19 protein-coding genes are annotated in these 21,497 nt (G+C 62.6%); 5 read left to right on the top strand and 14 right to left on the bottom strand.

Annotation, left to right across the window (positions count from 1 at the left end; genetic code table 11):
* Positions 1-68: 68 nt before the first annotated feature.
* The 7 genes from DM992_RS38400 to DM992_RS38370 all read right to left on the bottom strand — a co-directional run bounded on the left by DM992_RS38400 (position 69) and on the right by DM992_RS38370 (position 7,378).
* Positions 69-1,286 (bottom strand): acyl-CoA dehydrogenase family protein, encoded by a 1,218-nt coding sequence (locus DM992_RS38400; RefSeq protein WP_111021440.1) that lies wholly within the window; start codon positions 1,284-1,286, stop codon positions 69-71.
* A gap of 172 nt (positions 1,287-1,458) precedes the next feature.
* The gene (locus DM992_RS38395; protein WP_111021439.1) at positions 1,459-2,346 is read right to left on the bottom strand and encodes an ABC transporter permease; all 888 of its coding nucleotides are present in this window, start codon (positions 2,344-2,346) and stop codon (positions 1,459-1,461) included.
* On the bottom strand, positions 2,343-3,320 hold the full coding sequence (locus DM992_RS38390) for an ABC transporter ATP-binding protein (RefSeq protein WP_111021438.1): 978 nt from the start codon (positions 3,318-3,320) through the stop codon (positions 2,343-2,345). Before DM992_RS38390 ends, DM992_RS38395 begins: the two co-directional genes overlap by 4 nt.
* A 67-nt stretch (positions 3,321-3,387) precedes the next feature.
* Positions 3,388-4,419, bottom strand: a complete 1,032-nt coding sequence (locus DM992_RS38385; RefSeq protein ID WP_111021437.1) for an ABC transporter substrate-binding protein — start codon at positions 4,417-4,419, stop codon at positions 3,388-3,390.
* A gap of 46 nt (positions 4,420-4,465) precedes the next feature.
* Positions 4,466-5,395: a TauD/TfdA family dioxygenase gene (locus DM992_RS38380; protein WP_111021436.1), complete on the bottom strand. Its 930-nt coding sequence runs from the start codon at positions 5,393-5,395 to the stop codon at positions 4,466-4,468.
* Between the two features lie 655 nt (positions 5,396-6,050).
* On the bottom strand, positions 6,051-6,965 hold the full coding sequence (locus tag DM992_RS38375; protein ID WP_111021435.1) for a CHAD domain-containing protein: 915 nt from the start codon (positions 6,963-6,965) through the stop codon (positions 6,051-6,053).
* Between the two features lie 98 nt (positions 6,966-7,063).
* Entirely contained in the window at positions 7,064-7,378 is a 315-nt protein-coding gene (locus tag DM992_RS38370; protein ID WP_111021434.1) for a hypothetical protein, read from the bottom strand.
* A gap of 203 nt (positions 7,379-7,581) precedes the next feature.
* Here DM992_RS38370 and DM992_RS38365 point away from each other — a divergent pair, with 203 nt between their 5' ends.
* The 3 genes from DM992_RS38365 to pstS all read left to right on the top strand — a co-directional run bounded on the left by DM992_RS38365 (position 7,582) and on the right by pstS (position 9,231).
* A complete protein-coding gene (locus DM992_RS38365) occupies positions 7,582-7,797 on the top strand; it encodes a hypothetical protein (RefSeq protein ID WP_111021655.1) in 216 nt (71 codons plus the stop codon).
* Positions 7,798-7,887: 90 nt separating this feature from the next.
* The gene (locus tag DM992_RS38360; protein ID WP_162631845.1) at positions 7,888-8,154 is read left to right on the top strand and encodes a hypothetical protein; all 267 of its coding nucleotides are present in this window, start codon (positions 7,888-7,890) and stop codon (positions 8,152-8,154) included.
* 51 nt (positions 8,155-8,205) lie between these two features.
* Positions 8,206-9,231, top strand: a complete 1,026-nt coding sequence (gene pstS, locus DM992_RS38355; protein ID WP_111021432.1) for a phosphate ABC transporter substrate-binding protein PstS — start codon at positions 8,206-8,208, stop codon at positions 9,229-9,231.
* Positions 9,232-9,260: 29 nt separating this feature from the next.
* Here the strand turns inward: pstS and DM992_RS38350 are convergent, their stop codons facing one another.
* From DM992_RS38350 to DM992_RS38340, 3 genes are all read right to left on the bottom strand, one after another.
* Positions 9,261-9,569 carry a hypothetical protein gene (locus DM992_RS38350; protein WP_111021654.1) on the bottom strand — a complete coding sequence of 103 codons (309 nt, stop codon included), beginning with the start codon at positions 9,567-9,569 and terminating at the stop codon, positions 9,261-9,263.
* A 650-nt stretch (positions 9,570-10,219) separates the two neighbouring features.
* Entirely contained in the window at positions 10,220-10,792 is a 573-nt protein-coding gene (locus tag DM992_RS38345) for a cupin domain-containing protein (RefSeq protein WP_111021431.1), read from the bottom strand.
* Positions 10,793-10,873: 81 nt separating this feature from the next.
* Positions 10,874-11,284 carry a hypothetical protein gene (locus tag DM992_RS38340; protein WP_111021430.1) on the bottom strand — a complete coding sequence of 137 codons (411 nt, stop codon included), beginning with the start codon at positions 11,282-11,284 and terminating at the stop codon, positions 10,874-10,876.
* A 226-nt stretch (positions 11,285-11,510) separates the two neighbouring features.
* Here DM992_RS38340 and DM992_RS38335 point away from each other — a divergent pair, with 226 nt between their 5' ends.
* Positions 11,511-12,350: a helix-turn-helix transcriptional regulator gene (locus tag DM992_RS38335; RefSeq protein ID WP_111021429.1), complete on the top strand. Its 840-nt coding sequence runs from the start codon at positions 11,511-11,513 to the stop codon at positions 12,348-12,350.
* Between the two features lie 103 nt (positions 12,351-12,453).
* On the opposite strand, the gene DM992_RS38330 is transcribed toward DM992_RS38335, so the two are convergent.
* From DM992_RS38330 to DM992_RS38315, 4 genes are all read right to left on the bottom strand, one after another.
* On the bottom strand, positions 12,454-13,026 hold the full coding sequence (locus DM992_RS38330) for a transcriptional repressor (RefSeq protein ID WP_111021428.1): 573 nt from the start codon (positions 13,024-13,026) through the stop codon (positions 12,454-12,456).
* 123 nt (positions 13,027-13,149) lie between these two features.
* Positions 13,150-14,619, bottom strand: a complete 1,470-nt coding sequence (locus DM992_RS38325) for an efflux transporter outer membrane subunit (RefSeq protein WP_239511492.1) — start codon at positions 14,617-14,619, stop codon at positions 13,150-13,152.
* Entirely contained in the window at positions 14,606-17,698 is a 3,093-nt protein-coding gene (locus DM992_RS38320) for an efflux RND transporter permease subunit (RefSeq protein ID WP_059813069.1), read from the bottom strand. The genes DM992_RS38325 and DM992_RS38320 overlap by 14 nt, the downstream gene beginning before the upstream one ends.
* 13 nt (positions 17,699-17,711) lie before the next feature.
* The gene (locus DM992_RS38315) at positions 17,712-18,860 is read right to left on the bottom strand and encodes an efflux RND transporter periplasmic adaptor subunit (protein ID WP_111021427.1); all 1,149 of its coding nucleotides are present in this window, start codon (positions 18,858-18,860) and stop codon (positions 17,712-17,714) included.
* 338 nt (positions 18,861-19,198) lie between these two features.
* Here DM992_RS38315 and DM992_RS38310 point away from each other — a divergent pair, with 338 nt between their 5' ends.
* Complete coding sequence (locus DM992_RS38310) at positions 19,199-21,484, top strand: TonB-dependent receptor (RefSeq protein WP_111021426.1); 2,286 nt, start codon at positions 19,199-19,201, stop codon at positions 21,482-21,484.
* The last annotated feature ends 13 nt before the right edge of the window (positions 21,485-21,497 follow it).

Genomic DNA, 21,497 nt, shown 5'->3' with positions numbered 1-21,497 from the left:
GGGTTTCCGGAAAGAAGGCCGCGCGCGCCGCGGGCGATCGTCGTCGCCGCCGGAACGGCGCGGCAGGATCAGAACACGCGCCCTTCGGTCAGGTGCGTCGTCACGCCGTTCAGTTCGTAGTCGCCGATCACGCGCGCCTTGTGCAGCAGCGGGTTGTGGCTGAAGATCGTGCGCAGGTTGCGCCAATGCCGGTCGAGATTGTGTTCGCGCGCGGTCGCCGACGCACCGCCGACTTCGAACAGCCGCTCGGCCGCATGCAGCGCGAGCTTGCTGACGATCAACTGCGTGCGCGCGGTTGCGAGCGCGCTGTCGAGCACGAGTTCATGCGCATCGGCGTCGCCGGCCTCGATCGCGTCGGCGGAGCGGTCGAGCGCCCGCGCGTTTTCGCGCACGAGCCCATCGATCGCGTGACTGTGCGCGGACAGTTCGCCGACCATCTGCTGGATGAAATGATCGTCGCGCGCGGTCGACGCCGGGCTGTGCAGCGCCGGGCGGCCGTGCGCGAGCACGTAGCGGCGCGCGTCGGCGACCACGTTGCGCACGATGCCCGCACCCGTCGCGACGAGATGTAGCTGCCGCAGCGCGCCGCAGTGGCGGCCGACGAGCGACGAGCCGTCGCGCGCGGCCACCTCGTCCGCGAACACCTGCACGTCGTCGAGCAGCAGGCTGCCGCTTGCGGTCATGCGCTGCCCCATCCCGTCCCAGTCGTCGAGTACCTGCACGCCGTCCCGGGCGACCGGAATGATCACGGCAAGCGCGTCGCCCTGCTCGTTCTCCACGTTGATGCGCGCAAAATCGGCAAACGCGGTGCCCGTCGAATAGTATTTTCGGCCCGTCACGCGATGGTGAGCGCCGTCCCGGCGCAGCACGGTCGTGTTCTCGCCGGGACGCGACGTGCCGCGCTCGGTCGACGCGCCACCGAAGATCGCGCCGGCCAGCACGCGTTCGAGCTGCACGTCGTTGAACGGCGTGCGCGGTGACAGCCGCAGCGTCTCGGTCATGTCGTAGTGGATGCGCAGCGCGTGCGCGAGATTCGAATCGGCCGCGGCCAGCGTCGCGATCGTGTCGAACAGATCGACCAGCGTGCCGCCGAGGCCACCGCGCGCGACCGGAATCCGCAACACACCCAGCGCCGAGCGCCGGAAGATCGCGAAGCCTTCGAACGGCAGCTCGCGACGCGCCTCGCGTTGCGCGGCATCCTGCCCGATCGCGTTCGTGAGATCGGGCAGCGCGGCGAGCGCGTCGCGCAACGCGTCGCGCGGGTCGACGGCATCACGGGCAGTCATTCGGCGGTTCCTTATGCGAGAAGATCGGGAGCGTCGCTGCGTGGCGTGGTCGCGGCATTCACGACACAGCGCACGCGCGGCACCGCAAAGTATAGGGACGCACCCGCCGAGCGCGAAAAACCGATTTCAGCTTTTGTTATGCGTGCGCCGGGAATGGCGGCGCACCGCCGCATCAGTGCTGGATGCCCCAGCGCCGCACGGTCGCGCGTTCGAGCGTGTCGAATACGAGGTTCTCGACGAGCAGGCCGATCACGATGACGGCCGCGAGCCCCGCGAACACGCGGTCGGTATACAGCTCGTTGCGGTTCTGGAAGATGTACCAGCCGAGCCCGCCCTGCCCCGCGCTCGCACCGAACACGAGCTCGGCCGCGATCAGCGTGCGCCACGCGAACGCCCAGCCGACGCGCAGGCCCGACAGGATCGACGGCAGCGCGGCCGGCACGAGGATCAGCGCGATCTGGCGCAGGCCCGTGAGGCCGTAGTTGCGCCCGGCCATCTTCAGCGTGGCCGGCACGCCGGCGAAGCCCGTGTACATGCTGAGCGCGAGCGGCCACAGCACCGCGTGCACGAGCACGAACAGCAGGCTGCCGGTGCCGAGCCCGAACCACAGCAGCGCGATCGGCAGCAACGCGATCGACGGCAGCGGATTGAACATCGATGTGAGCATCGTCAGCAGGTCGCGGCCGATGCGCGTCGAAACCGCGAGCGACGTCAGCGCGAACGCGAAGAACACGCCCAGCGCGTAGCCGCGCAGCAGCACCGACATCGAGATGCCCGTCTTCACGAGCAGTTCGCCCGACTCGATGCCCTGCACGAACGCGGCCAGCGTCGCGCCGAAGGTCGGCACGAGCAGATCGTTCGCGACGATGCGCGCGACGATCTCCCATGCTGCGATCAGCACGAGCGCGATGACGCTGCGGCGGAACCAGCCTGCGTCGACGATGCGGCGCAACAACGGGGCCGGCGCCGCGCGTTCCGCGTCTGGCAGCGTGTCGAGCGTGCGTTCGTATTCGGCGCGAACGGGCGGCAGCGGCGGGAGGACCGGATCGATCGTGCTCATGATGCGGCTTCCTCCGTCGTCGGCACGCTCGTTGCATCGGTATCGAACAACAGGCGATGAATCCGCGCGACGTTGTCGCGGAAGTCGCCGGTGTCGACACTGTCGAGCGAATGTTCGTGACTGTTGAGTTCCGCGCGCACGCGGCCCGGATGCGGCGACAGCAGCAGGATCCGGTTGCCGACGATGAGCGCTTCCTCGATCGAATGCGTGACGAACAGCAGCGTGAAGCGAAACTCGTCCCACAGCCGCAGCAGTTCCTCCTGCATCTTGCGGCGCGTGAGCGCGTCGAGCGCGGCGAACGGTTCGTCCATCAGCAGCACGCGCGGCTGCATCGCCAGTGCGCGCGCGATCGCGACGCGCTGCTTCATGCCGCCCGACAGCGTGTGCGGATACGCGTAGGCAAACGCGCTCAGCCCGACCTTGTCGAGATAGTGCAGCGCGCGTTCGCGTGCTTCGGCACGCGACAGCTTCGCAGCGGCGCGCAACGGAAACGCGACGTTCTCGACGACCGTCTTCCACGGCGGCAACTGGTCGAATTCCTGGAACACCACGATGCGGTCGGGCCCCGGCCCGCGCACGGGCTGGCCGTCGAGCGCGATCGAACCGGACACCGGCTCGATAAAGCCGGCAATCGCCTTCAGCAGCGTCGACTTCCCGCACCCCGACGGGCCGAGCAGCACGAAGCGGTCGCTGCCGTACACGTCGAAGCTCACCTGGTGCGTCGCGCGAACGATCCGCGCGCCGCTCCGGTATTCGAGATTCACGCGGTCGATGGCGAGCAGGCGTTCGCTGTGCGCGCCGGCCTGCGCGGGCCGGATCGCGGCGCGCGCGTCGGGCGCGGCCTGGGCGGCGGGCGACGCGCCGCCGCGCGCCGCATACGGCGGCAGCCAGGTTCGGGGAGAGGTGGCGTTCACGATCGAATCTCTTGCGGGTAAAGCGTCAACATACGGCCGGCCCTTGCGCGGACCAACCAACGATTGCGCATATCGAAACCGCGCCGACGCATAAGCGTCGATCGCGGCGTCGAAGCGGCGGCACCGCTCAACTGCCGCCGGCGGTCGCCGGATCGTCGAAGAAGTAGTCGCGCCACGACTTCGGCTCGTTGCGTATCGCGCCGGTGCGGTGCATGAACTGCGCGAGCGGCAGCGTGTTCTGCGGCGCGGTCTTGAACTGCACCTGCGGATTGCGCAGGATCTTCAGCAGCAGCGCGCGATCGATCTTCGATGCGTTCACCCGGATATAGGTATCGGCCGCGCGCTCGGGGTCGGCCGCGATCTGCCGCGCGGCGTCGGCCAGCGCGGCGACGAACGCGCGGTAGGTCTTCGGGTTGTCGTCCCGGAATTTCTCGGTGGCGTACAGCACGGTCGCCGAGCTCGGGCCGCCGAGCACGTCATAGGAGTTCAGCACGATATGCGCATTCGGGTTGCCGGCAAGCTCCTGCTCCTGGAACGGCGGATTGCCGAAGTGGCCGGTGATCATGCTGCTGTTCGCGAGGATCGCGGCTGTTGCGTCGGGGTGCGGAATCGCCTGCGTGAGCGCGTCGAGCTTGTCGAACTGCTTGTCGCCCCACTGCTTCGCGGCTGCGTACTGCAGCACGCGCGACTGCACCGATACGCCGACCGCTGGCACCGCGATGCGGTCCTTCGCGCCGAGGTCGGCGATCGTCTTCACGTTCGGGTTGCTGCTGACGAGGTAATACGGGAAATTGCCGAGCGATGCGACGCCCTTCACGTTCTGCCGGCCGCGCGTGCGGTCCCACACGGTCAGCAGCGGCCCGACGCCCGCGCCCGCGATATCGACCGCGCCGGACAGCAGCGCGTCGTTCACGGCCGCGCCGCCCGACAGCCGCACCCAGTCGACCTTGATGTCGATGCCGGCCTTGCGCCCTTCCTTTTCGATCAGTTGCTGGTCGCGCGCGACGTTCAGCATCAGGTAGACGACGCCGAACTGCTCGGCGATGCGGATGCGGCCTTCCGCATGCGCGGCTTGCGGTGCGAGCATGCCCGCAAACGCGAGCGCGGCGGTGAGCATGGCCGCCAGCGCGCGGCGCGCCGGCAAAAACGAAAACGACATCGGAACTCCGGTCAGGATGGGGCGGAAGAATGATGCGGCACGCGGCTCAGAAAGGCGCGTCGCCTTCGATCGTCGTGCGGTACAGCTTGCGGCGCAGATGGTCGGGCGTGCCGGCGGCGAGATGCATCAGCGAACGGTTGTCCCAGAACACGAGATCGTGTTCGCGCCACCGGTGCCGGTACAGGTGTTCGGCGCGCACGCTGTGCGCGAACAGTTCGTCGAGCAGCGCGCGGCTTTCGTCGTCGGGCAGGCCGACGATGCGCGTCGTGAAATGCTCGCTGACGAACAGCGCGTTGCGGCCCGTTTCCGGATGCGTGCGCACGACCGGATGGACGACCGCGTCGACCTGCGCGATCTGCTCGGGCGACAGGTTCGGCCGCCACCGGCTGCGCGCCTGCAGTTCCGCATAGCGCGCGAGATACGTATGCTCTGCGCGCCGCCCTTCGACCGCGCGGCGCAGGTGGGCCGGCAGCGTGTCCCACGCGAGATGCATGTTCGCGAACAGCGTGTCGCCGCCCTCCGCCGGCAATTCCTGCGCGTGCAGCAGCGAACCGAGGCTCGGCTTCTCCTTGTACGACAGGTCGGAGTGCCAGAAATGGCCTGCGTCGCCGAGCCCGATCGGCTTGCCGTGCTCGACGATGTTCGACACGATCAGCACCTCCGGGTGGCCGGCGAGCGCGAACTGGTGCAGCACGTGGATCTGCAGCGGGCCGAAGCGGCGGCTGAATGCGATGTGCTCGTCCGGCGTGATGCGCTGGTCGCGAAACACCAGCACGTGATGGTCGAGATGCGCGCGATGGATGCGCGCGAAACCTTCGGCGTCCAGCGGCCGCGACAGGTCGAGGCCGACCACTTCGGCGCCGAGCGGCGCGTCGAACGGAACGATGTCGAAGCGTTGCGCGGCACCGCCCGGCCAAGATGCGGGCGGATGTCCGGCGGAAAGCGTTGCAGCGTCGCGGATGGCGGTAGTCGTCACGGCACGGCCCCTGATTCGGTCAAAACGCGAATCTACGAGTGCGTGCCGGACTGCGTCAACGAAGCGATTCGGATACGTTTATCTGCTGCGGTCATAAAGATCGCTGCTCGGGCATACGGCGCGGCAACCGTAGACCAAAATAAAGTCGTCACCGTTTGCGAAGTAAAGATGTCACTTCGCCGGTCGTCGTCGACCGGTGAATGCGAAACCCTCATGAATTCATGAGGTTGCGCGCGGCGCAATAAAGTTGACACTGTGCGGGCTTCGCGAAGACCTTGTCAACTGCTCGTCGCCCTGTCGCAACGAGGAAACTTACGGTCGCACGTTGTCCAAATTCCTAGTTTTGCGACTCTATATCGTGCTGTAGTGATAAAAGAAGGCTTATCTCGTTATCACGCCGTTCGGCGACGTCTGCAAGCAGCCACCCGCGACATCGAGTGGCCGTTGTGGAGCCGCGCGAAGGGCTCTTTGCGACCCTCAACAGCCGTTCGGGCTCCTTCTACCGCAACGACCGCTTCCAAGCAGCAACCGCCGCTCGCTTGGTTGCGTCAGCCAGACAGGCGTCCTGCGAATATCTCGCGCTATCAATCACGCCTGATATCGCAACGGCTTCATCTTGATAGCGGCAGATTCGTCTGGTTGAGTAATTTTCGAGCTATCGAGAATGGCGTAGCGTTTCGTACGCGCGGTGCACACGTCGTTTTTTTTGATCGTGAAGATAGCTGACAGCCGCATCCACCATTTCGCGCTGGCCAAATTGAGGCCCATACTCTTGAAGCAGCGCCTCGCTCGCCACGACGTCGTTCAGCTCGCCCAGCTCGTCTTGGGCAGCCTTTAATCGTTTGATCGTCTCGCGGTGGCCAATATCAAGAACTGGTGAGAAAAACTCGAGCAGATACCGCAATCTCTTTCCCGCAATTCGGACTTCGTGGAGCGCCGCATAGCTCGACTCGCCGTGCGATGTTGCACGCCTGAGCCGCTTTTCCAGGGCGCGTTCCGCCACAAGCACGCGGCTCCTGATGAACTTTTCGAATGCAGGCGTCTCGGCAGAGGTGGTCAGTTGATGCCGAGCGCTTTCGACAGCACGGTTAAGTACGTGCTTAACATCGGCCTCTCGTATCGCCTTGCAACTGAATAACGCCGCGTCGCTGCGACAACTGGCTACGAACATCAGCAACGATACGCGAGGATGCTTGGCCGCTTCGTATTGGGTGAGCAGCCCCTGCAAAATGTCCCAGTCTCGCGTTTTGCCTGCAATGTTGGCGAGCGTTTTAAATTGGGCACGCCAGTTCGCAGCATCCCCTTTATCAAGCAACGGACCATATGCCCACCAAAGCGACCGCATGCGCCGCAGGGCAACCCGCAACTTATGAAACACCTCCGGATCTTCTTGTGGATCGAGTTGAGCAGCCCATCGCACTGCTTCGCGAACGGTAGATGACGCTGACAGCACGAACGCCTCTGCGACGGTGGCCCCCGAAATTTCGAGGCTTTGGCTGGCACCGGCCGCCCGGTAACTGGGCCCTTTCTCGGACGCCGGCGTTGTTGCGCTTGAAGACGGGAGATCCATCGCAGCACCTTCGCAAATTCCGAGTGAACGCAGTCATAGGATAGTGTGCGACGAGGGTAGCCTCCAAGGCTTGACGCTTATCAACCTCTCTGTGGCGCTCACCGCGTTATCGCCACAGAATCCTGCCCGGCGCGCGCCTTGCTCGTTCGCAGGAAATCGGCAACGTGCAGCGAGACAGTATCCGCCTTGGCCTTCGAGCGCGCTTTCCGGGCGACGCTCAGAATCGGGCTCAGTTGCTCATAAAAGCATTCAAGCTGTCGCGCATCGGACGCCAATCGCTCAAGATCGAGCACCTTTTCAAGAACCGTCCGCGCGATATGAAAACGCTGAAGTCCGCGCCCAACACGAACCTGAAAGACCACACCATCGCTGTTGTGCGGCACTCCGGCCCAAACAAGCGAACCGCCGTCCATAAAGCCTCCGAAGAATCACAATCGTCACATCAATATGCCAGCAAGCTCTCGCTCTGCATATTGCCGTTTCAAAATTGTGACGCCTGACATGTCGGAATTTTTACAGCATCCGGAATATTGCGGTGCAACAAGAATGCCCGTAGACTGAGTTCGCGCCTTCGATGTCGCAACCCCGCAGGCGCCCCATGACGGGAGAACACGCCATGACGACTTCTTCGCCAGCACCGAGCCAGACATCCCCCGCCCTCCACGTATTCGAACAAGATGGGGGCTGGCATTGGGGCATCACGGTTCCTCGCTCCACGGGAAGCGGCTTCAAACTGATCGCATTCAGCGAGCACATCTTTTCCGTTGAAGACACTGCCCAACGCGACGGCGATCGAGCGTTGGCCTCCATCGCGGCAAGTGACGGGAACTGAGCGTTTCCGGCACTTGCACGCTCCTTGAGTTTTCACATCCAGATGCAATACTCCTATCACCCTCCGATGCGAGACCACTCACCGCACGCCATGACAGACTTCGCCACTCGTCTGACATGCCCGATCGTCTGCGACGATCTGAGCCTGTCGTTCTCTGCCTATGGCACCGGTTGGGGGTACGTTGCGATCAAGCTCCCGGCTGACATCGTTCGAGACAAGCTCGGCGCACACACGGCGACACCCGAGCAGTTGCTCACCGCATTTGAAAGCAATCGCGAGAAGATCACTGTCGCGGTCAACCGACACGCATTGCCGAACGACGGCCGCCACATCCAGCTCGACAAATCGGACTTCTAGATCGGAACCAGCGTGTGGGCCAGCATGCCGACCGTAGACACGAGGTGATACATGAACATCCGGATCCTGGTTCCCTGCGCCCTCGCGCTTGTTGCCCTCTCCGCTCGAGCTGCCGATATCACCGGTGCAGGGAGTACGTTTGCCACACCGATTTACACAAAATGGGCCGATGCGTACAAGAAGGCGGGCGGCGGCAAGGTCAACTATCAAGGCATCGGTTCGTCGGGTGGCCTGAAGCAGATCAACGCGAAGACGATCGATTTTGCCGGTTCGGACGCGCCGCTGAAGGATGACGAGCTCGCGAAGGCAGGCCTGTTCCAGTTCCCGACGGTGATCGGCGGCGTGGTGCCGGTCGTCAATGTGCCGGGCGTGAAGTCAGGCGAGCTGACGCTGTCGGGCCCGGTGCTCGGCGACATCTATCTCGGCAAGATCAAGAAGTGGAACGACCCGGCGATCGCCGCACTGAACCCGAAGGTCAAGCTGCCGGATGCGGACATCGCCGTGGTTCGCCGCGCGGATGGCTCGGGCACGAGCTTTATCTGGACGAACTACCTGTCGAAGGTCAACGGCGAGTGGAAGTCGAAGGTCGGCGAAGGCACGACGGTCAACTGGCCGACGGGCACCGGCGGCAAGGGCAACGACGGCGTCGCAGCCTTCGTGCAGCGCCTGCCGGGCGCGATCGGCTACGTCGAGTGGGCGTATGCGAAGAAGAACAACATGGTCTACACCGCGCTGAAGAACTCGACGGGCACGGTGGTCGAGCCGAAGACGGAAACGTTCAAAGCCGCTGCCGCCGGCGCGAACTGGTCGAAGTCGTTCTACCAGATCCTGACGGACGAGCCGGGCAAGGACGCATGGCCCGTCGTCGGCGCGACGTTCGTGCTGCTGTACGCGAAGCAGGAGAAGCCGGAACAGGGCAAGGAAACGCTGAAGTTCTTCGACTGGGCCTTCCGCAATGGCAACCAGGCCGCCACGGATCTCGACTACATCTCGCTTCCGGATCCGGTCGTGTCCGAAATCCGCAAGCAATGGAAGGCGAAAATCAAGGACGCCTCCGGTAAAGTGCTGGTGGATTGAGCGCGGTGGGGGGGACGCGATATCGACCATCAGGTGGTCGTCGTCATTTCCGCCTCACGAATGCCGGGTTGCGCCAGATCCTTCGCCGAGAGCGGGATCCGTTCGCCTGTCTGCGGCAATTCTTTCCGCTCGACCGCATGCAAGATCCGCCGCTTGCCCAGTTCAAACGCAAGCAGCAACTGTCTCGATGTCCCATCGGCAGCGCCAAGTTGTTCGCAAATCACTTCGGACCTCAGTGAAAAGGCGCGATAGCCCCACCCGAACGCGTATGCCGAAAACCATAGCGTCGGCCCGGAAGTGACGATTGGCACCGTCACGGTGGTACTCGGATGATCCATGGCCGTTACCTTTCCGTCTGATAGCATGACAGCCATTTCCGCATGGCGCACACGGAAGGCATGTGTGGGATTATGGCACGCATCAGCCTGCCGACCAGGCTGTCATGAAGTTTGGCAGCGGTAGTCAATCGTGCAATCTGTCGAAGTCCAGCGTGCGCATTTGCGTGTCTCGGCGAGTCGGAAACAGCCTTTAAAAAAAATTGCCCCATATGCCCGAGCCGAATCCAGCGGGTTGCCGTCCCGGCAGTCCGCAACAGGCTTAAACCGGCTGCGGCCATTCGTTCTACCGCCATCTCACGGCAGCCTTCGAGGCACATTTTGTTGTGAATGGTCTTGGTACAGAACCGCGCTTCGAGGTCCGTTGAAGGGTACGAAGCGGTCGCCCGAACGTCCAGTCACTGGCAGAGGCAAATGTCGCTTGATGGCCGACTGCTGCCCGACGTGGGCAGCAGCAGCCGACCCACTCCAGCCGGTCGCCGTGCCAACAGTGCAAGAGCAGGTAACGGAGCGCTCCGGCCGGAAACGCCATTCGACGGGGAAAGGAGTCGAGGTACGGATCGGAGGGTGGGCCGGAAGCGATGGTGGGGGCACAAAGAGCGTCTACGGCCCCACAAAAGTCGCCGAGCGCCCATGTGCGCGCCGCGCGCCGGTCAAAGCAGCCGCGGCGTGCCCACCCAGACCAGCACGGCTTCGTCGTCGCGCCTGTTGGCCCAGGTATGCGGAATTGTCGATTCATAGTGCGCGCTGTCGCCCACGCCGAGCACGAACGTTTTGCCTTCAAGCGTGATCGTCACTTCACCGCTGAGCACATGCACGAATTCCTCGCACGCGTGCGTGGTTCCTTTGCCTGGTCGCTCGCCGGGCGACATGCGCACGAGAATCGCTTCGAGTTGGCGGTCGCCCGGCCGAATCGACAGGCGCGCGAGCAGATCGGCGGAATCGGCGAAGGCGAAGTACCGCAGATCCTTACGGCGTCGCACGCAACTTTCCTCGGTCGGCGTATCGATGAAATAGCTGGCGGAAACGCCCAGCGCTTTCGCGATGCTCGCGAGCGAAGTGATCGACGGGCTGGCGTGATCTCGCTCGACCTGCGAAAGAAAGGGCTTGGAAAGCTGCGAGACGGTCGCGACGTCGTCCAACGTGCGACCCTGGCGCTGGCGCAGCAAGCGAATCTTGCTGCCGACGGAGACGGAGCGCTGGGTTTCGACCGTTTTCAATGCCATTGACCTGCCTCATTTCTTCGGTGCTCGTACCGCCTCTTAACGCGCCGGCCTCCAGATTCCGACCGACCTCATTAGTCGGGCCTAGTGCGACCATGCATCCGTTTGCTCGCCCAGCAACAACCTCTGCGCCACGGCCAGCGCCTCGTCTTTCGTCGCAACCGTGAGCATGGGATAGCCCCAAAATTTTTCGTACACCAAAGCGAACGCCTTGGTCGCCAGTCGCTTGGCGGTATTCGGTTCGATGTAGATCCCTGCCTTGACGAAGGTCCGCAATTCGCTCTTGTGGCGTTTCATCCAAAGCGAGGTTTGCTTCCTTTCTTCCGGCGAATGTTCGTGTTCGCCTTTATCAAGCCCCTCGTCGTTGAGTAAAACGAAAACTTCCTTCCGTGCGAGCAATCCCTCGAACTCGGCAAAAGGCGAGACTGTGGGGTCGGTGCCTGGCGCGTTTAGTCGCATCCAGACCAAGGGGAACTTCGAGGCGTCAATCAACATGCCAATACTCCTTCGGCGCATCACGGGAAATAGCTGGCAGCCCCACTTCGTCAAGAAAATGGGATACCCCTCCGGACCGGAAGCGCAATAGCCCTGGCGAGCAGAACGACCAGCATGGTCAATCACACGATACCGACGGAATGACTGGACGTCATTGCACAAGTTGGCCATAATGTTTTTCAATTAGGCCATCGCCTCATCTTGGATCCGAAGCCCGATACGCATCATGTCAAGCATTGCCATCACCGATCCGACCGTGGCCAAGGACGTGGATAACCTGCCCCGGCCCGTTGTCGCCCTGAGTGCCATGTCGGTAGCCAAGGGCTGGGAACATGCGAGGCATCGGCACCGACGGGCGCAACTGCTTTACTCCGTCCGTGGCATCCTCAACTGCGAAATTGAAAACGGTGTCTGGATCGTTCCGCCGCAATGCGCGGTATGGATACCGGGAGACTTGCCCCACTCGGCACGGGGATCCGGTGAAACCGAATGTCATTGCCTGTTTGTGGAGCCTGATGCCGCACCGGATCTTCCGAAAACCTGCTGCACGATCTCCGTCTCGCCATTGCTGCGCGAGTTGCTTCTGAAGGTGGCCGGCTTCCCCGCGTCATACCCGTCGGGCGGCCGGGAAGACCGACTGATTGCCGCGTTGCTTGATGAGTTGGCGGCGGCTCCGGTAGAAGACCTGCATTTGCCGATGCCGCGTGATCCGCGATTGCGCCGACTCGCGGAAATGCTGTTGGCCGATCCTACCGACAAAACCTCAAAGGGCGATTGGGCTACCCGCATTGGCATGAGCGAGCGAAGCATGAGCCGGCTTCTGCTGCACGAAATCGGCATGAGCTTCGGACGCTGGCGCCGGCAACTGCATGTGATCCTTGCGCTTCAACGCCTGACCATCGGCGAAAGCGTGCAAACGGTGGCGCTGGAGCTGGGCTACGAAAATGCCAGCGGGTTCATCACCATGTTCCGCAAGGCGGTAGGCAAGCCGCCAGCACGATACCTTTCCGATCGAACGACAAACGCGCAGTCTGATTCCGTACGCGGCATCGTGCTTCCCGATTAATTCTCACCTTGAGTGGAGCGCGCCGTCGTCCACCGAGCACGGAGGCCAGGCAGCAAAAAGCGGCGAGGCGCTGTCAGATCGGGCAACCTTGGTTTAAGGTCACCTACTCTCTTCTCCTGCGGAACGGCCGACATTCCGCACACGTCACGGTGATGGTAAAAGCTGGCTCGTTGTCGAGATCGAAGCCTTCCTTGGTCGCCAGTGATCGGAGATGCTCGTGCAATACCCGATCCTCAATAAAAACCAACCGCGCGCCACAGCGGCAGCGCACGGTGTCGTTCTGAAGGTTCTTCCTGTCCGGCTTGAGCGCGTAGAGTGCGCGGCCTTGAGCGCCCTCCGTACGGACCAGCAAGCCGGAGGTCCATAAATCATTCAGCGCACGGTAGATCGAGGCCGGTTTGAGGCTGTCGAGTTGCGTGCAGAGGATGCGATACATTTGACTGGCATCGAGACAGCGCGGCGCCGCCTGTTCCAGTACAGACAGGACACGGGTGCGAGCGATCGTCGGTCGCAGTCGGCTGGCCGCCAATCGTTGTTCCTGAGACGACATCGGCGGTGTGGTCGCCGGACAGGCTGTTGTGGTGTGCTTCATCGTGTGTTTGCCAGACGGCAGGCTCTTGCTACCGAATGATGTAATCAGGTCAATGATCCGAGGCGGGTCGTCGTGCGGGTCCATATCCGTATTCCTTCGCTATGCCGAACTTCCGGTTGTTCGCGACAACGCGGAGCCGCGTGGCTAATGGTTGGCATCAGACATCGGCGCGACGGTGAGATCGCCCACGCGCCGATGCCCTCAGCATTACTGCGTACTGGCCTGTTCCCAGCCACCGCCAAGCGCCTTGAATACGCTGACTCGCGCAGAACCGACTCGCTGGTCAGCAGCGGCCACCTGGGCTTTCGCGTCGATCAGACTGGTCTGTGCCACGATCACGTCGAGGTAGCTGATGGAGCCGGCGCGGTAGCGCTGGTCGGCCAGCCGGAAGGCATTCTCGGCACGGTCACGCGCCTCTACCAGCGCATCGCGCTGCTGCATCGCCGCGCCATAGGCGCTCAACGATTGCTCCGACTCCTTCAGTGCATTCAGCAGGGCACCGTCGAAGCTGGCCAGCGACGCCGCGCTTTGTGCCTTCGCCTGCGCAATGCGACTTCGAGCCACCATCATGTTGGGGAACGTCCACGAGATGAGTGGCCCAAAAGAGAAGGACAAGGTGCGATTGCCTTTCAGGTAGTCGTTGCGCAGGTAGTTACCCGAGGTGCCCAGCGTGACACGTGGATAGAGATCCGCCACGGCCACGCCGATGCGGGCGGTATCCGCCGCCAGTTGGCGCTCGGCCTGCCGCACGTCGGGACGACGGCGCAGCAGCGCAGTGCCATTGCCGACCGGCAACGCACCGGCAATCTCGGGAGCCTTGGTGCAGGCACGCGCCGGTTCCGGCACTTGCGAGGGCGTGCGCCCCGTCAACGCGGCCAGCTCGAACAGTGCGGCTTCACGCTGGCCTTGCAAGGGCGGCAAGGCGGCCTGGGCCTGGGCCAGCGTGACACCCGCCCGTTCCACATCCAGATGCGACGCCGAGCCCGCGTGCTCCTGGCTGTCGATGAGATCCAGGCTGCGCTGTGCCAGTTCGACGGACGAGCGCGCCACGCCGATGGACTCACCGTAGCTGCAGGCGTCCACATACGCCCGCGTCGTCTCCGCAACAACAACTACCCTGGCGGCATCGTAGGCGGCGGCGACTGCATCGGTGTCATCGCGAGCAGCCTCGATGTCGCGCCTGACCCGACCGAACAGATCGAGTTCATAGGAGACGTCGAGGCCGGCGCTATAGCGCCATTGCGCGGGGGCCTGGCCGGTGCCGGACCACGTGGTCTGATCGCGCCCGTATCCCACGCCTCCTGACATACTGGTCGAAGGGAATTGCCCGCTGCGCGCTTCCGTGTAGATGGCCCGCGCGCGATCGAGGTTGGCCATCGCCACGCGCAGGTTGGGATTGGCCGACAAGGCTTCCTGCACCAGCTTGTCGAGCGCGGGGTCGTCATACAGCTTCCACCAGTTCACGGGCAGCGCTTCGGCAACATCCGTATTGGACGGGTGACTGACGAACGGGCCTGCAGCGGTTTCCGGTAAGGCCGGTGCGTGGTAATCGGGGCCGCTGGCGCAACCTGCGGTGATAACGGCAACGGCCACTGCCATGAAGGCAGCGCGCGGAGAGAGGAGCATCGCCGGACGCGACACAACAGGCATCGCAGGAACCGGTTTAAAGAGCGACATCGGGAGCCTCCGCAGTAGCGAGTTCGCGGGCACGAGAACTTTCCGCTGTTACCCGGTGATCCTTGGCGATGAAACTGTAGATGGTGGGGAGTACGAACAGCGTGAAGAAGGTACCGACCATCATGCCCATCACCACCACGATGCCGATGGAGAACCGGCTGGCCGAGCCTGCGCCGTCTGCGAACAACAGCGGCACAAGGCCGGCAACCATTGCCGCGGTGGTCATCAAGACAGGACGCATCCGCACCGCCGCCGCCTTCTCGATCGCCTCGATGCGGCTCAGGTTTTCATGGTGCTGGATATGGTTGGCGAAAGTGACCATCAGGATGCCGTGCTTGGAGATCAGGCCGATCAAGGTGACCAATCCGATCTGGGTGTAGATATTGAGCGTGGCAAAGCCCAGCCACAGCGGCACCAGTGCGCCGCAGACCGCCAGCGGCACGGTCACCAGGATCACCAGCGGATCGCGCAGGCTCTCGAATTGCGCCGCCAGCACCAGGAAGATCACCACCAGCGCGAAGCAGAATGAGACCAGCAGACGGTTGCCTTCCTGCACGAACTGGCGGCTGTCGCTGAGCCAGTCCACACTGGTGCCGGGCGGCAGCGGCTGCGATTGCAGGAACTTCACGGCCTCGCCCATGCTCACGCCCGGCGCCGGCAGCATTTCGAGCGTGGTCGAATTCATCTGGCCGAACTGGGTGAGCTGGTTCGCTTGCGGGCGCATCTCGACATGCGTCACGGTTGACAATGGCACCAGTGCGCCGGAGGTCGTTTTGACATAGAAGCGCCCAAGGTCTTCCGGTGTCATACGCTCGGCGCCGCGCACTTGCGGGATCACGTCGTAGGAGCGGTCGTGGAAGTTGAAGCGATTGACGTAGTTTTCGCCGACCAGCACGGCAAGGGTATCGGCGACAGACTGCATGGTCACCCCCATTTCGCTGGCCTTCGCATTGTCGATCGTGATGTGTGCCTGCGGGCTGTCGTAGGACAGGTCGTTCTGCACGTAGAGGAACAGACCGCTGGCATAGGCCGCTGCCTTGATCTTCTCGCCGGTCTCGTACAGCGTCTTGAAGTCGTCGGGCGAGCGCAGCACCATCTGCACCGGCAGGCCGCCGCTGGAACCCGGTAGCGGGGGCAACTGCACGGCGGTCAACGTCTCGCCGTCGATGGCGCCGCCGGCGGCTTGAATCTGCCCCTGGATCTCGGTGGCCGACCGCTTGCGCTTCGACCAGTCCTTGAGGATCGCGCCACCGAGCATCATGTTCTGGCCACCGGCGGAGTCGCCGATATTCATGAAGCTGCTGTCGAACTCGGGAATCTGCTCGAACAGCTTTTCGATTTGCTGAGCATAGCGGGCGGTGTAACCCACGCCGGCATATTGCGGGGCCTTGGTGACGACGATGACGGCGCCCTGATCCTCGGTCGGCGCCAGTTCGCGGCGGGTGCCGGTGAACAACACCGCGATGGCGGCCAGCACGGCCACACCGACCAGCAGCACCGCACCACGAGCGGCTAGCGTGCGGGCCAGCAGGCGCCCATAGAACGCCGTCAGCCCTTCCATGTAGTGCTCGACCCGCTTCGCCAGCCGTCCCTCGCCCTGCCTGGAACTGAGCAGCATCGAGCTCATCACCGGCGAGAGCGTCAGCGCGACCACTCCCGAGACGATGACCGAGCCGGCCAATGTGAAGGCGAACTCCTTGAACAGCGCGCCGGTCAGTCCACCCATCATGCCGATTGGCGCATAGACCGCCGCCAACGTGATAGTCATGGCGATCACCGGCCCGACGATTTCGCGTGCGCCGAGCAGGGCCGCGCGCACAGGTGTCAGCCCCTCCTCAATGTGTCGATGGATGTTCTCCACCACGACGATGGCATCGTCCACCACCAGACCGATCGCCAGCACCATCGCCAGCAGTGTCAACAGGTTGATCGAAAAACCGCAGACCAGCATCAACGCAGCGGTACCGACCAGCGACAACGGAATGGTGACGACCGGAATGATCACCGCGCGGAAAGTGCCGAGGAACAGGAAGATCACCGCGATCACGATCACGATGGCTTCCACCAGCGTGTGTTTTACTTCCTCGATCGAAGCATTGACGAAGCGCGCTACGTTGTAGTTCGGCGCTACCGTCAGTCCCGGGGGCGCCATTGCACGAATCCTGGTCAGCAGTTCGTTGGCCTGCTTGACGATCTCCAGCGGGTTCCCGGCCGGCGTGGGCTGGATGGCGACGAAGATCGCGGGTATGCCGGTAGCGAACGAGAGGCTATTGTAGTTTTGGCCGCCTATTTCCACGGTGGCAACATCCGACAACCGCACTACGCCGCCGCCGGGACCGGACTTCACAACCATCTGGCGGAAGTCCTCGACGCTGCGCAAATCGGTGGCCGCGCTGATGTTGGTGACGGTCAGCGCGCTCTTGAGCTGGCCCGGCGCGGCCTGCACGTTGTTCGCGCGCAGCGCGGCCGATATCTCGCCGGCCGACAGCCCGCGCGCGGCCAACCGCACCGGGTCGATCCAGATGCGCATGGCCAGCGTCTGGCCGCCATAGACGTCCGCCGAGGCCACCCCCGGAATGCTGGTGAGCAGAGGTTGCGCAACCCGCGATGCGAAATCCGTCACTTGCGGGATCGACAGCGTCTTGCTGTAGAAGGCGATGTACTGCACCGCTGTACCGCCCTCGGTGGACTTGCTGATGACCGGATCGGTGATGCCCGCCGGCAATTGGTACTTGACCTGCTGCACCTTGGCAAGGATTTCGGTCATCGCACGATCGGCGTTGGCGTTGAGCACCAATCGCGCCTTGATCTCGCTCTTGCCTTGCGTGGTAGTCGAACTCAGGTATTCAATACCGCTGGCCGTGGCGATGGACTGCGCGATCGGCGTGGTCACGAAACCCTGCATCACGTCCTGGGTTGCCCCCGGAAGCGTGGTACTGACCGTGATGGTGGCGTTTTCGAGATAGGGGTATTGCCGCACCGGCAACAGGAAAATCGACGTGGCGCCCATCAGCAGAATGAGCAGGCTGACGACCAGTGCCAGGATGGGCCGACGGATGAAGATGTCTGTAAAGCGCATGGCGTGGTTTCCTTTACCGCGCGCTGGCGCTGGAGGACACAACGGCCGGGGCGTCAGGAGTCGCCGTTGCCGAAGGGGGCGTGCTGTTGATTTTTACGGTCGCACCGGGCGGAAGACGGTTCTGGCCAGCCATCACCACGATGTCGCCAGGCTTGACGCCTTGGGATACGAGAACCTCCTCCCCGAGCCGGCGGCCGGTGACGACCGGCACGGCAACCGCCTTGCCGACTCCCTGCGCGTCGGCCCCTTTCACGACCACCACGCTGTCACCAGAGGCCGAAGTCTGGATCGCCGTCAGCGGCAATACGATATTGTCGGTCGTGGCAGGCAATACCAGCCGCGCCGTCACGTACATCCCGGGTTTCAGCACCCGGTCGGCATTGGGCAACAGCGCCTGAACGGCCACATTGCGGGTTTCTCCATCGATACGCGGTTCGATGGCGCTGATCCTGGCGGTGAATACCCTCCCCGGCACGGCATCCACCGTTACCTGAACCGGTGCGCCCGACGTCAGCCTGGGCATGTCCTGCTGCGGCAACGTGAAGTTGACATAGAGCGGATCGAGCTGGGTCAGCGTGGCGATCGCGTCACCGGCATTGAGATACTGACCCAGGTTGATCCGTCGGATACCTAACTGACCGGAGAACGGCGCGCGAATCGACTTTTGCTGAATGCGTGCGTCCAGTTGCCGGACTGCCGCGGCAGTCTGGGCGGCGTCCGCCTTATGTTGTTCGAGCAATTCGCGCGGTTCCGCGCCGGTAGGCGCCAACGCTTGCGAACGCCTGAGTTGCAACTGGGCGAAATCGGCTTTGGCCACGGCAGCGGCACGATCTGCTTGTTCGGGGGCATTGTAGAGCTGAGTTAGCACCGCCCCTTCCTTCACGGACTGGCCTGCGTCGAAATTGATGGCAGTCACCCGCCCCGAGGTATCGGGAGCCAACAGCACTTCATGCACGGCTTGCAGGCTGCCCACGGCCTGCCACTCGTCGGCCACACTGCGAGGCTCTGCGCGGATCGTCGAGACAGGCATCGGCGGCATGGCCTGTTGTTCTGCGCCGCCGCTTCGAGTAGCGCGCCAGGCATACAGCAGGCCGAAGACCACGACCAGCCCAACAACGCTTATGACAATGGGTTTGGTACGGGAGATAGCGGCGGTGCTCATGCGCGCCCCGCTTGAGCAAAGGGGATCGAGATGGCGCTTGAACGGCCGCGCATGGCCGATCTACCGATGATATGTGAGTGCACGGGTATTCCTCGGGAAGGACGAAGTACTCGGCCGGCCAGAGAACAGGCATGGCAGGCAACGATGAGGCGCAGCCTACCCGTGCGGCCACACTTCTACATTGCGAAATCTAGTCAATTTATTTCGCAATACGGCCATCTCGATGGAAAGACATCCACTTGGCCTGATTGAACAAGGAATTGGCCAAATCTCGCTACGGAGGTGTGTCGGCGAATCGGTAAATTGACGATCCCGATAATGCAAATGAGTCTCGTTTAATGTCTAACACGCCTCATATTGAAGGGCAATGTGCGGTACATCGCTCTCCCTTTCATCAATCCCTTGGCAGAAGTTCAGGCTCGATCGATGCGATGCGCGAAGGGCTCCCGGCGTGTGGCTTGCGTGTCGTCCGTACCGTCCGACATACATTGCTCAACGCAACGATTGCCGCAGCCGTCGCCGTCGCTGCTCCAGACGTGTTCGCTACCGAAGGAAAGCAAGCGCAATCAATCACTGAGTCGCCGGATAGCGGCACGTCGGCATCGAGCGCAGAGAGCACGGTCCTTGAGCCCGTCACGGTCACCGCCCGGAAAACGACCGAACGCCTTCAGGATGTGCCTGAAAGCATCACGGTTCTGCAGGCGAAGACCTTGAAGGAATCGCCCTTCGATCCAGGTGTGGCTATCGCCGGCCATGCGCCCAATGTGCAATGGGTCAGCCGCGCCACAGGCTCCCAGTGGTTCTCAATTCGCGGTGTCAGTTCACTTGGGACGCCTGCCAACTACTCCGATGGCACGATCGCATTCAATGTCGATGGTGTGCCGAACAGCATGATGAGCGCGTCGAACATGTTGCTCGACGTCGACCATATCGAAGTGCTGCGCGGTCCCCAAGGCACGCTATGGGGAACCAATGCGCTGGGTGGCGCCATCAACGTTGTCACGAAGCAGCCTGACGGAACTCGGGATGTTCACGTGACAACCGAGGTCGGCGAACACGGCTATCGCATGGGCGAGGCAGTTCTTGGCGGCAATATCGTGCCCGGACAACTTGACGGACGGATGGCGATCCGTTATGGCCATGAGAATGGCGATATACGCAGCCTTTACACCGACAAGCTGGGCAAGCGCGACATCGGTGCATTCCGTGGAGGACTACGCTTCACGGGGCTGGACGACACGCTCATCACAGTGACGGGCAACTATCTGCATGATCAGGCTAACTCCCCGCTCTATATCCTGCGTAGCGCCAGTCAGTTTCCGACCAGTGGCATCCTGACCGAGCCGGACTTGAAGACAACGCAAGCGGGCGCCACCGTGACCGTCGAGCATTTTTTCAAGAATTTCCAGCTCACTTCCATCAGTTCCTACCAGCACAACAAGCTGGAAAGCGAACTCGATCTCGTGGATAAACTTGTCTATGACGCGATCGGGTTTCCCGCATCCAGTAACGTGGGCCACTCGACGGATCAGGAGAACATCTTCAGCCAGGAGATTCGGCTGAATTCACTCGAGGGTGCTCCGGTTCGCTGGGTCGTCGGTGCCAGTGCCATGCGAACCAACGGCATACGCTGGTGCAGCAGTACGCAGTGCGCGCCGCCTCCGTATTCCGGCTCAGTCGCGATGAAAAGCAATCTCGACACGACCAATCTAGGACTGTTCGGGGACGTTTCGATCCCCTTTGCGAACCGCTGGGAGTTCTCGATCGGCGGTCGGGTAAGCCATGACAATATCGAGATGAAGCAGGACAACTCCCTGGGCCTCGCTTCGCTGACCGGCTCCAACTCAACGTCGCAAACCTATCCGACAGGTCGGGTAGCACTGTCCTTCAAGTGGACGAACGACATTCAAAGCTACGTGTCGGTTGCTCGTGGTCACGCGTCACGGGTGTACCCGCTCTTTAGCTATCCGGTCGATGGCATCGTGGGCAACCCCTATCCGGCCGCTTTGGGGTGGACTTACGAAGCGGGCGTCAAGGCCGATCTTCTTGGCCATCGTCTTCAGATCGATGCCAGCGTCTATCACAACGACATCAAGAACGGTGTCATGTCCTATCTCGATCCTTCGCTTGGCGCCTTTCGGACAACATACCAGGACTACAAGACCAGTGGTTTCGAATTGCAGGCGCGCGCGCTCATCGCTGAAGGCTTGAGCTTCTCCGGGGGCGTCGGCTACATCCATAGCGAACTAGGAGCCAACGGCGCCGCGGTCAATATAGTCGCTGGCAATCCTGTTCCGAACACACCGAAATGGACGGCGACGGCCGGGCTGCAATACGAAACCTCAGCCAAGGCGATTCATTTGCCCGGCAAGCTCTCCGCCGACCTTCAATACCAATACACAGGCAAGCGCACCGCGGACATCGACAAATCTTATTACCTTGATGCCTATAGTCTAGTGAATGCTCAGATTGGATGGAAAAACAAGGATCTCGAAGTCTATCTGTTCGGCCGCAATCTTTTCGACAAACGCTATGAAACCTTCGGCAGCCTGTACTCCGGCATGCAACTGGTTTCGGTCGGTCGCGGCCGTACCCTGGGGGTAGGCCTGACCAAAAGCTTTTGATTGCCGCGAGTAT

This window comes from Burkholderia sp. JP2-270, assembly GCF_003233675.1.
GTDB lineage: Bacteria > Pseudomonadota > Gammaproteobacteria > Burkholderiales > Burkholderiaceae > Burkholderia > Burkholderia pyrrocinia_C.
Note: the sequence above shows the minus strand (reverse complement) of the source record. Positions and strands in the feature narration are given on the sequence as shown.

Coding starts and splice junctions, on each gene's coding strand:
- DM992_RS38325 (WP_239511492.1), bottom strand. CDS start 14,619: ATGTCGCTCTTTAAACCGGTTCCTGCGATGCCTGTTGTGTCGCGTCCG.
- DM992_RS38335 (WP_111021429.1), top strand. CDS start 11,511: ATGTCAAGCATTGCCATCACCGATCCGACCGTGGCCAAGGACGTGGAT.
- DM992_RS38315 (WP_111021427.1), bottom strand. CDS start 18,860: ATGAGCACCGCCGCTATCTCCCGTACCAAACCCATTGTCATAAGCGTT.
- DM992_RS38345 (WP_111021431.1), bottom strand. CDS start 10,792: ATGGCATTGAAAACGGTCGAAACCCAGCGCTCCGTCTCCGTCGGCAGC.
- DM992_RS38340 (WP_111021430.1), bottom strand. CDS start 11,284: ATGTTGATTGACGCCTCGAAGTTCCCCTTGGTCTGGATGCGACTAAAC.
- DM992_RS38365 (WP_111021655.1), top strand. CDS start 7,582: ATGACGACTTCTTCGCCAGCACCGAGCCAGACATCCCCCGCCCTCCAC.
- pstS (WP_111021432.1), top strand. CDS start 8,206: ATGAACATCCGGATCCTGGTTCCCTGCGCCCTCGCGCTTGTTGCCCTC.
- DM992_RS38400 (WP_111021440.1), bottom strand. CDS start 1,286: ATGACTGCCCGTGATGCCGTCGACCCGCGCGACGCGTTGCGCGACGCG.
- DM992_RS38320 (WP_059813069.1), bottom strand. CDS start 17,698: ATGCGCTTTACAGACATCTTCATCCGTCGGCCCATCCTGGCACTGGTC.
- DM992_RS38370 (WP_111021434.1), bottom strand. CDS start 7,378: ATGGACGGCGGTTCGCTTGTTTGGGCCGGAGTGCCGCACAACAGCGAT.
- DM992_RS38360 (WP_162631845.1), top strand. CDS start 7,888: ATGACAGACTTCGCCACTCGTCTGACATGCCCGATCGTCTGCGACGAT.
- DM992_RS38330 (WP_111021428.1), bottom strand. CDS start 13,026: ATGGACCCGCACGACGACCCGCCTCGGATCATTGACCTGATTACATCA.
- DM992_RS38350 (WP_111021654.1), bottom strand. CDS start 9,569: ATGGATCATCCGAGTACCACCGTGACGGTGCCAATCGTCACTTCCGGG.
- DM992_RS38310 (WP_111021426.1), top strand. CDS start 19,199: ATGTCTAACACGCCTCATATTGAAGGGCAATGTGCGGTACATCGCTCT.
- DM992_RS38385 (WP_111021437.1), bottom strand. CDS start 4,419: ATGTCGTTTTCGTTTTTGCCGGCGCGCCGCGCGCTGGCGGCCATGCTC.
- DM992_RS38375 (WP_111021435.1), bottom strand. CDS start 6,965: ATGGATCTCCCGTCTTCAAGCGCAACAACGCCGGCGTCCGAGAAAGGG.
- DM992_RS38395 (WP_111021439.1), bottom strand. CDS start 2,346: ATGAGCACGATCGATCCGGTCCTCCCGCCGCTGCCGCCCGTTCGCGCC.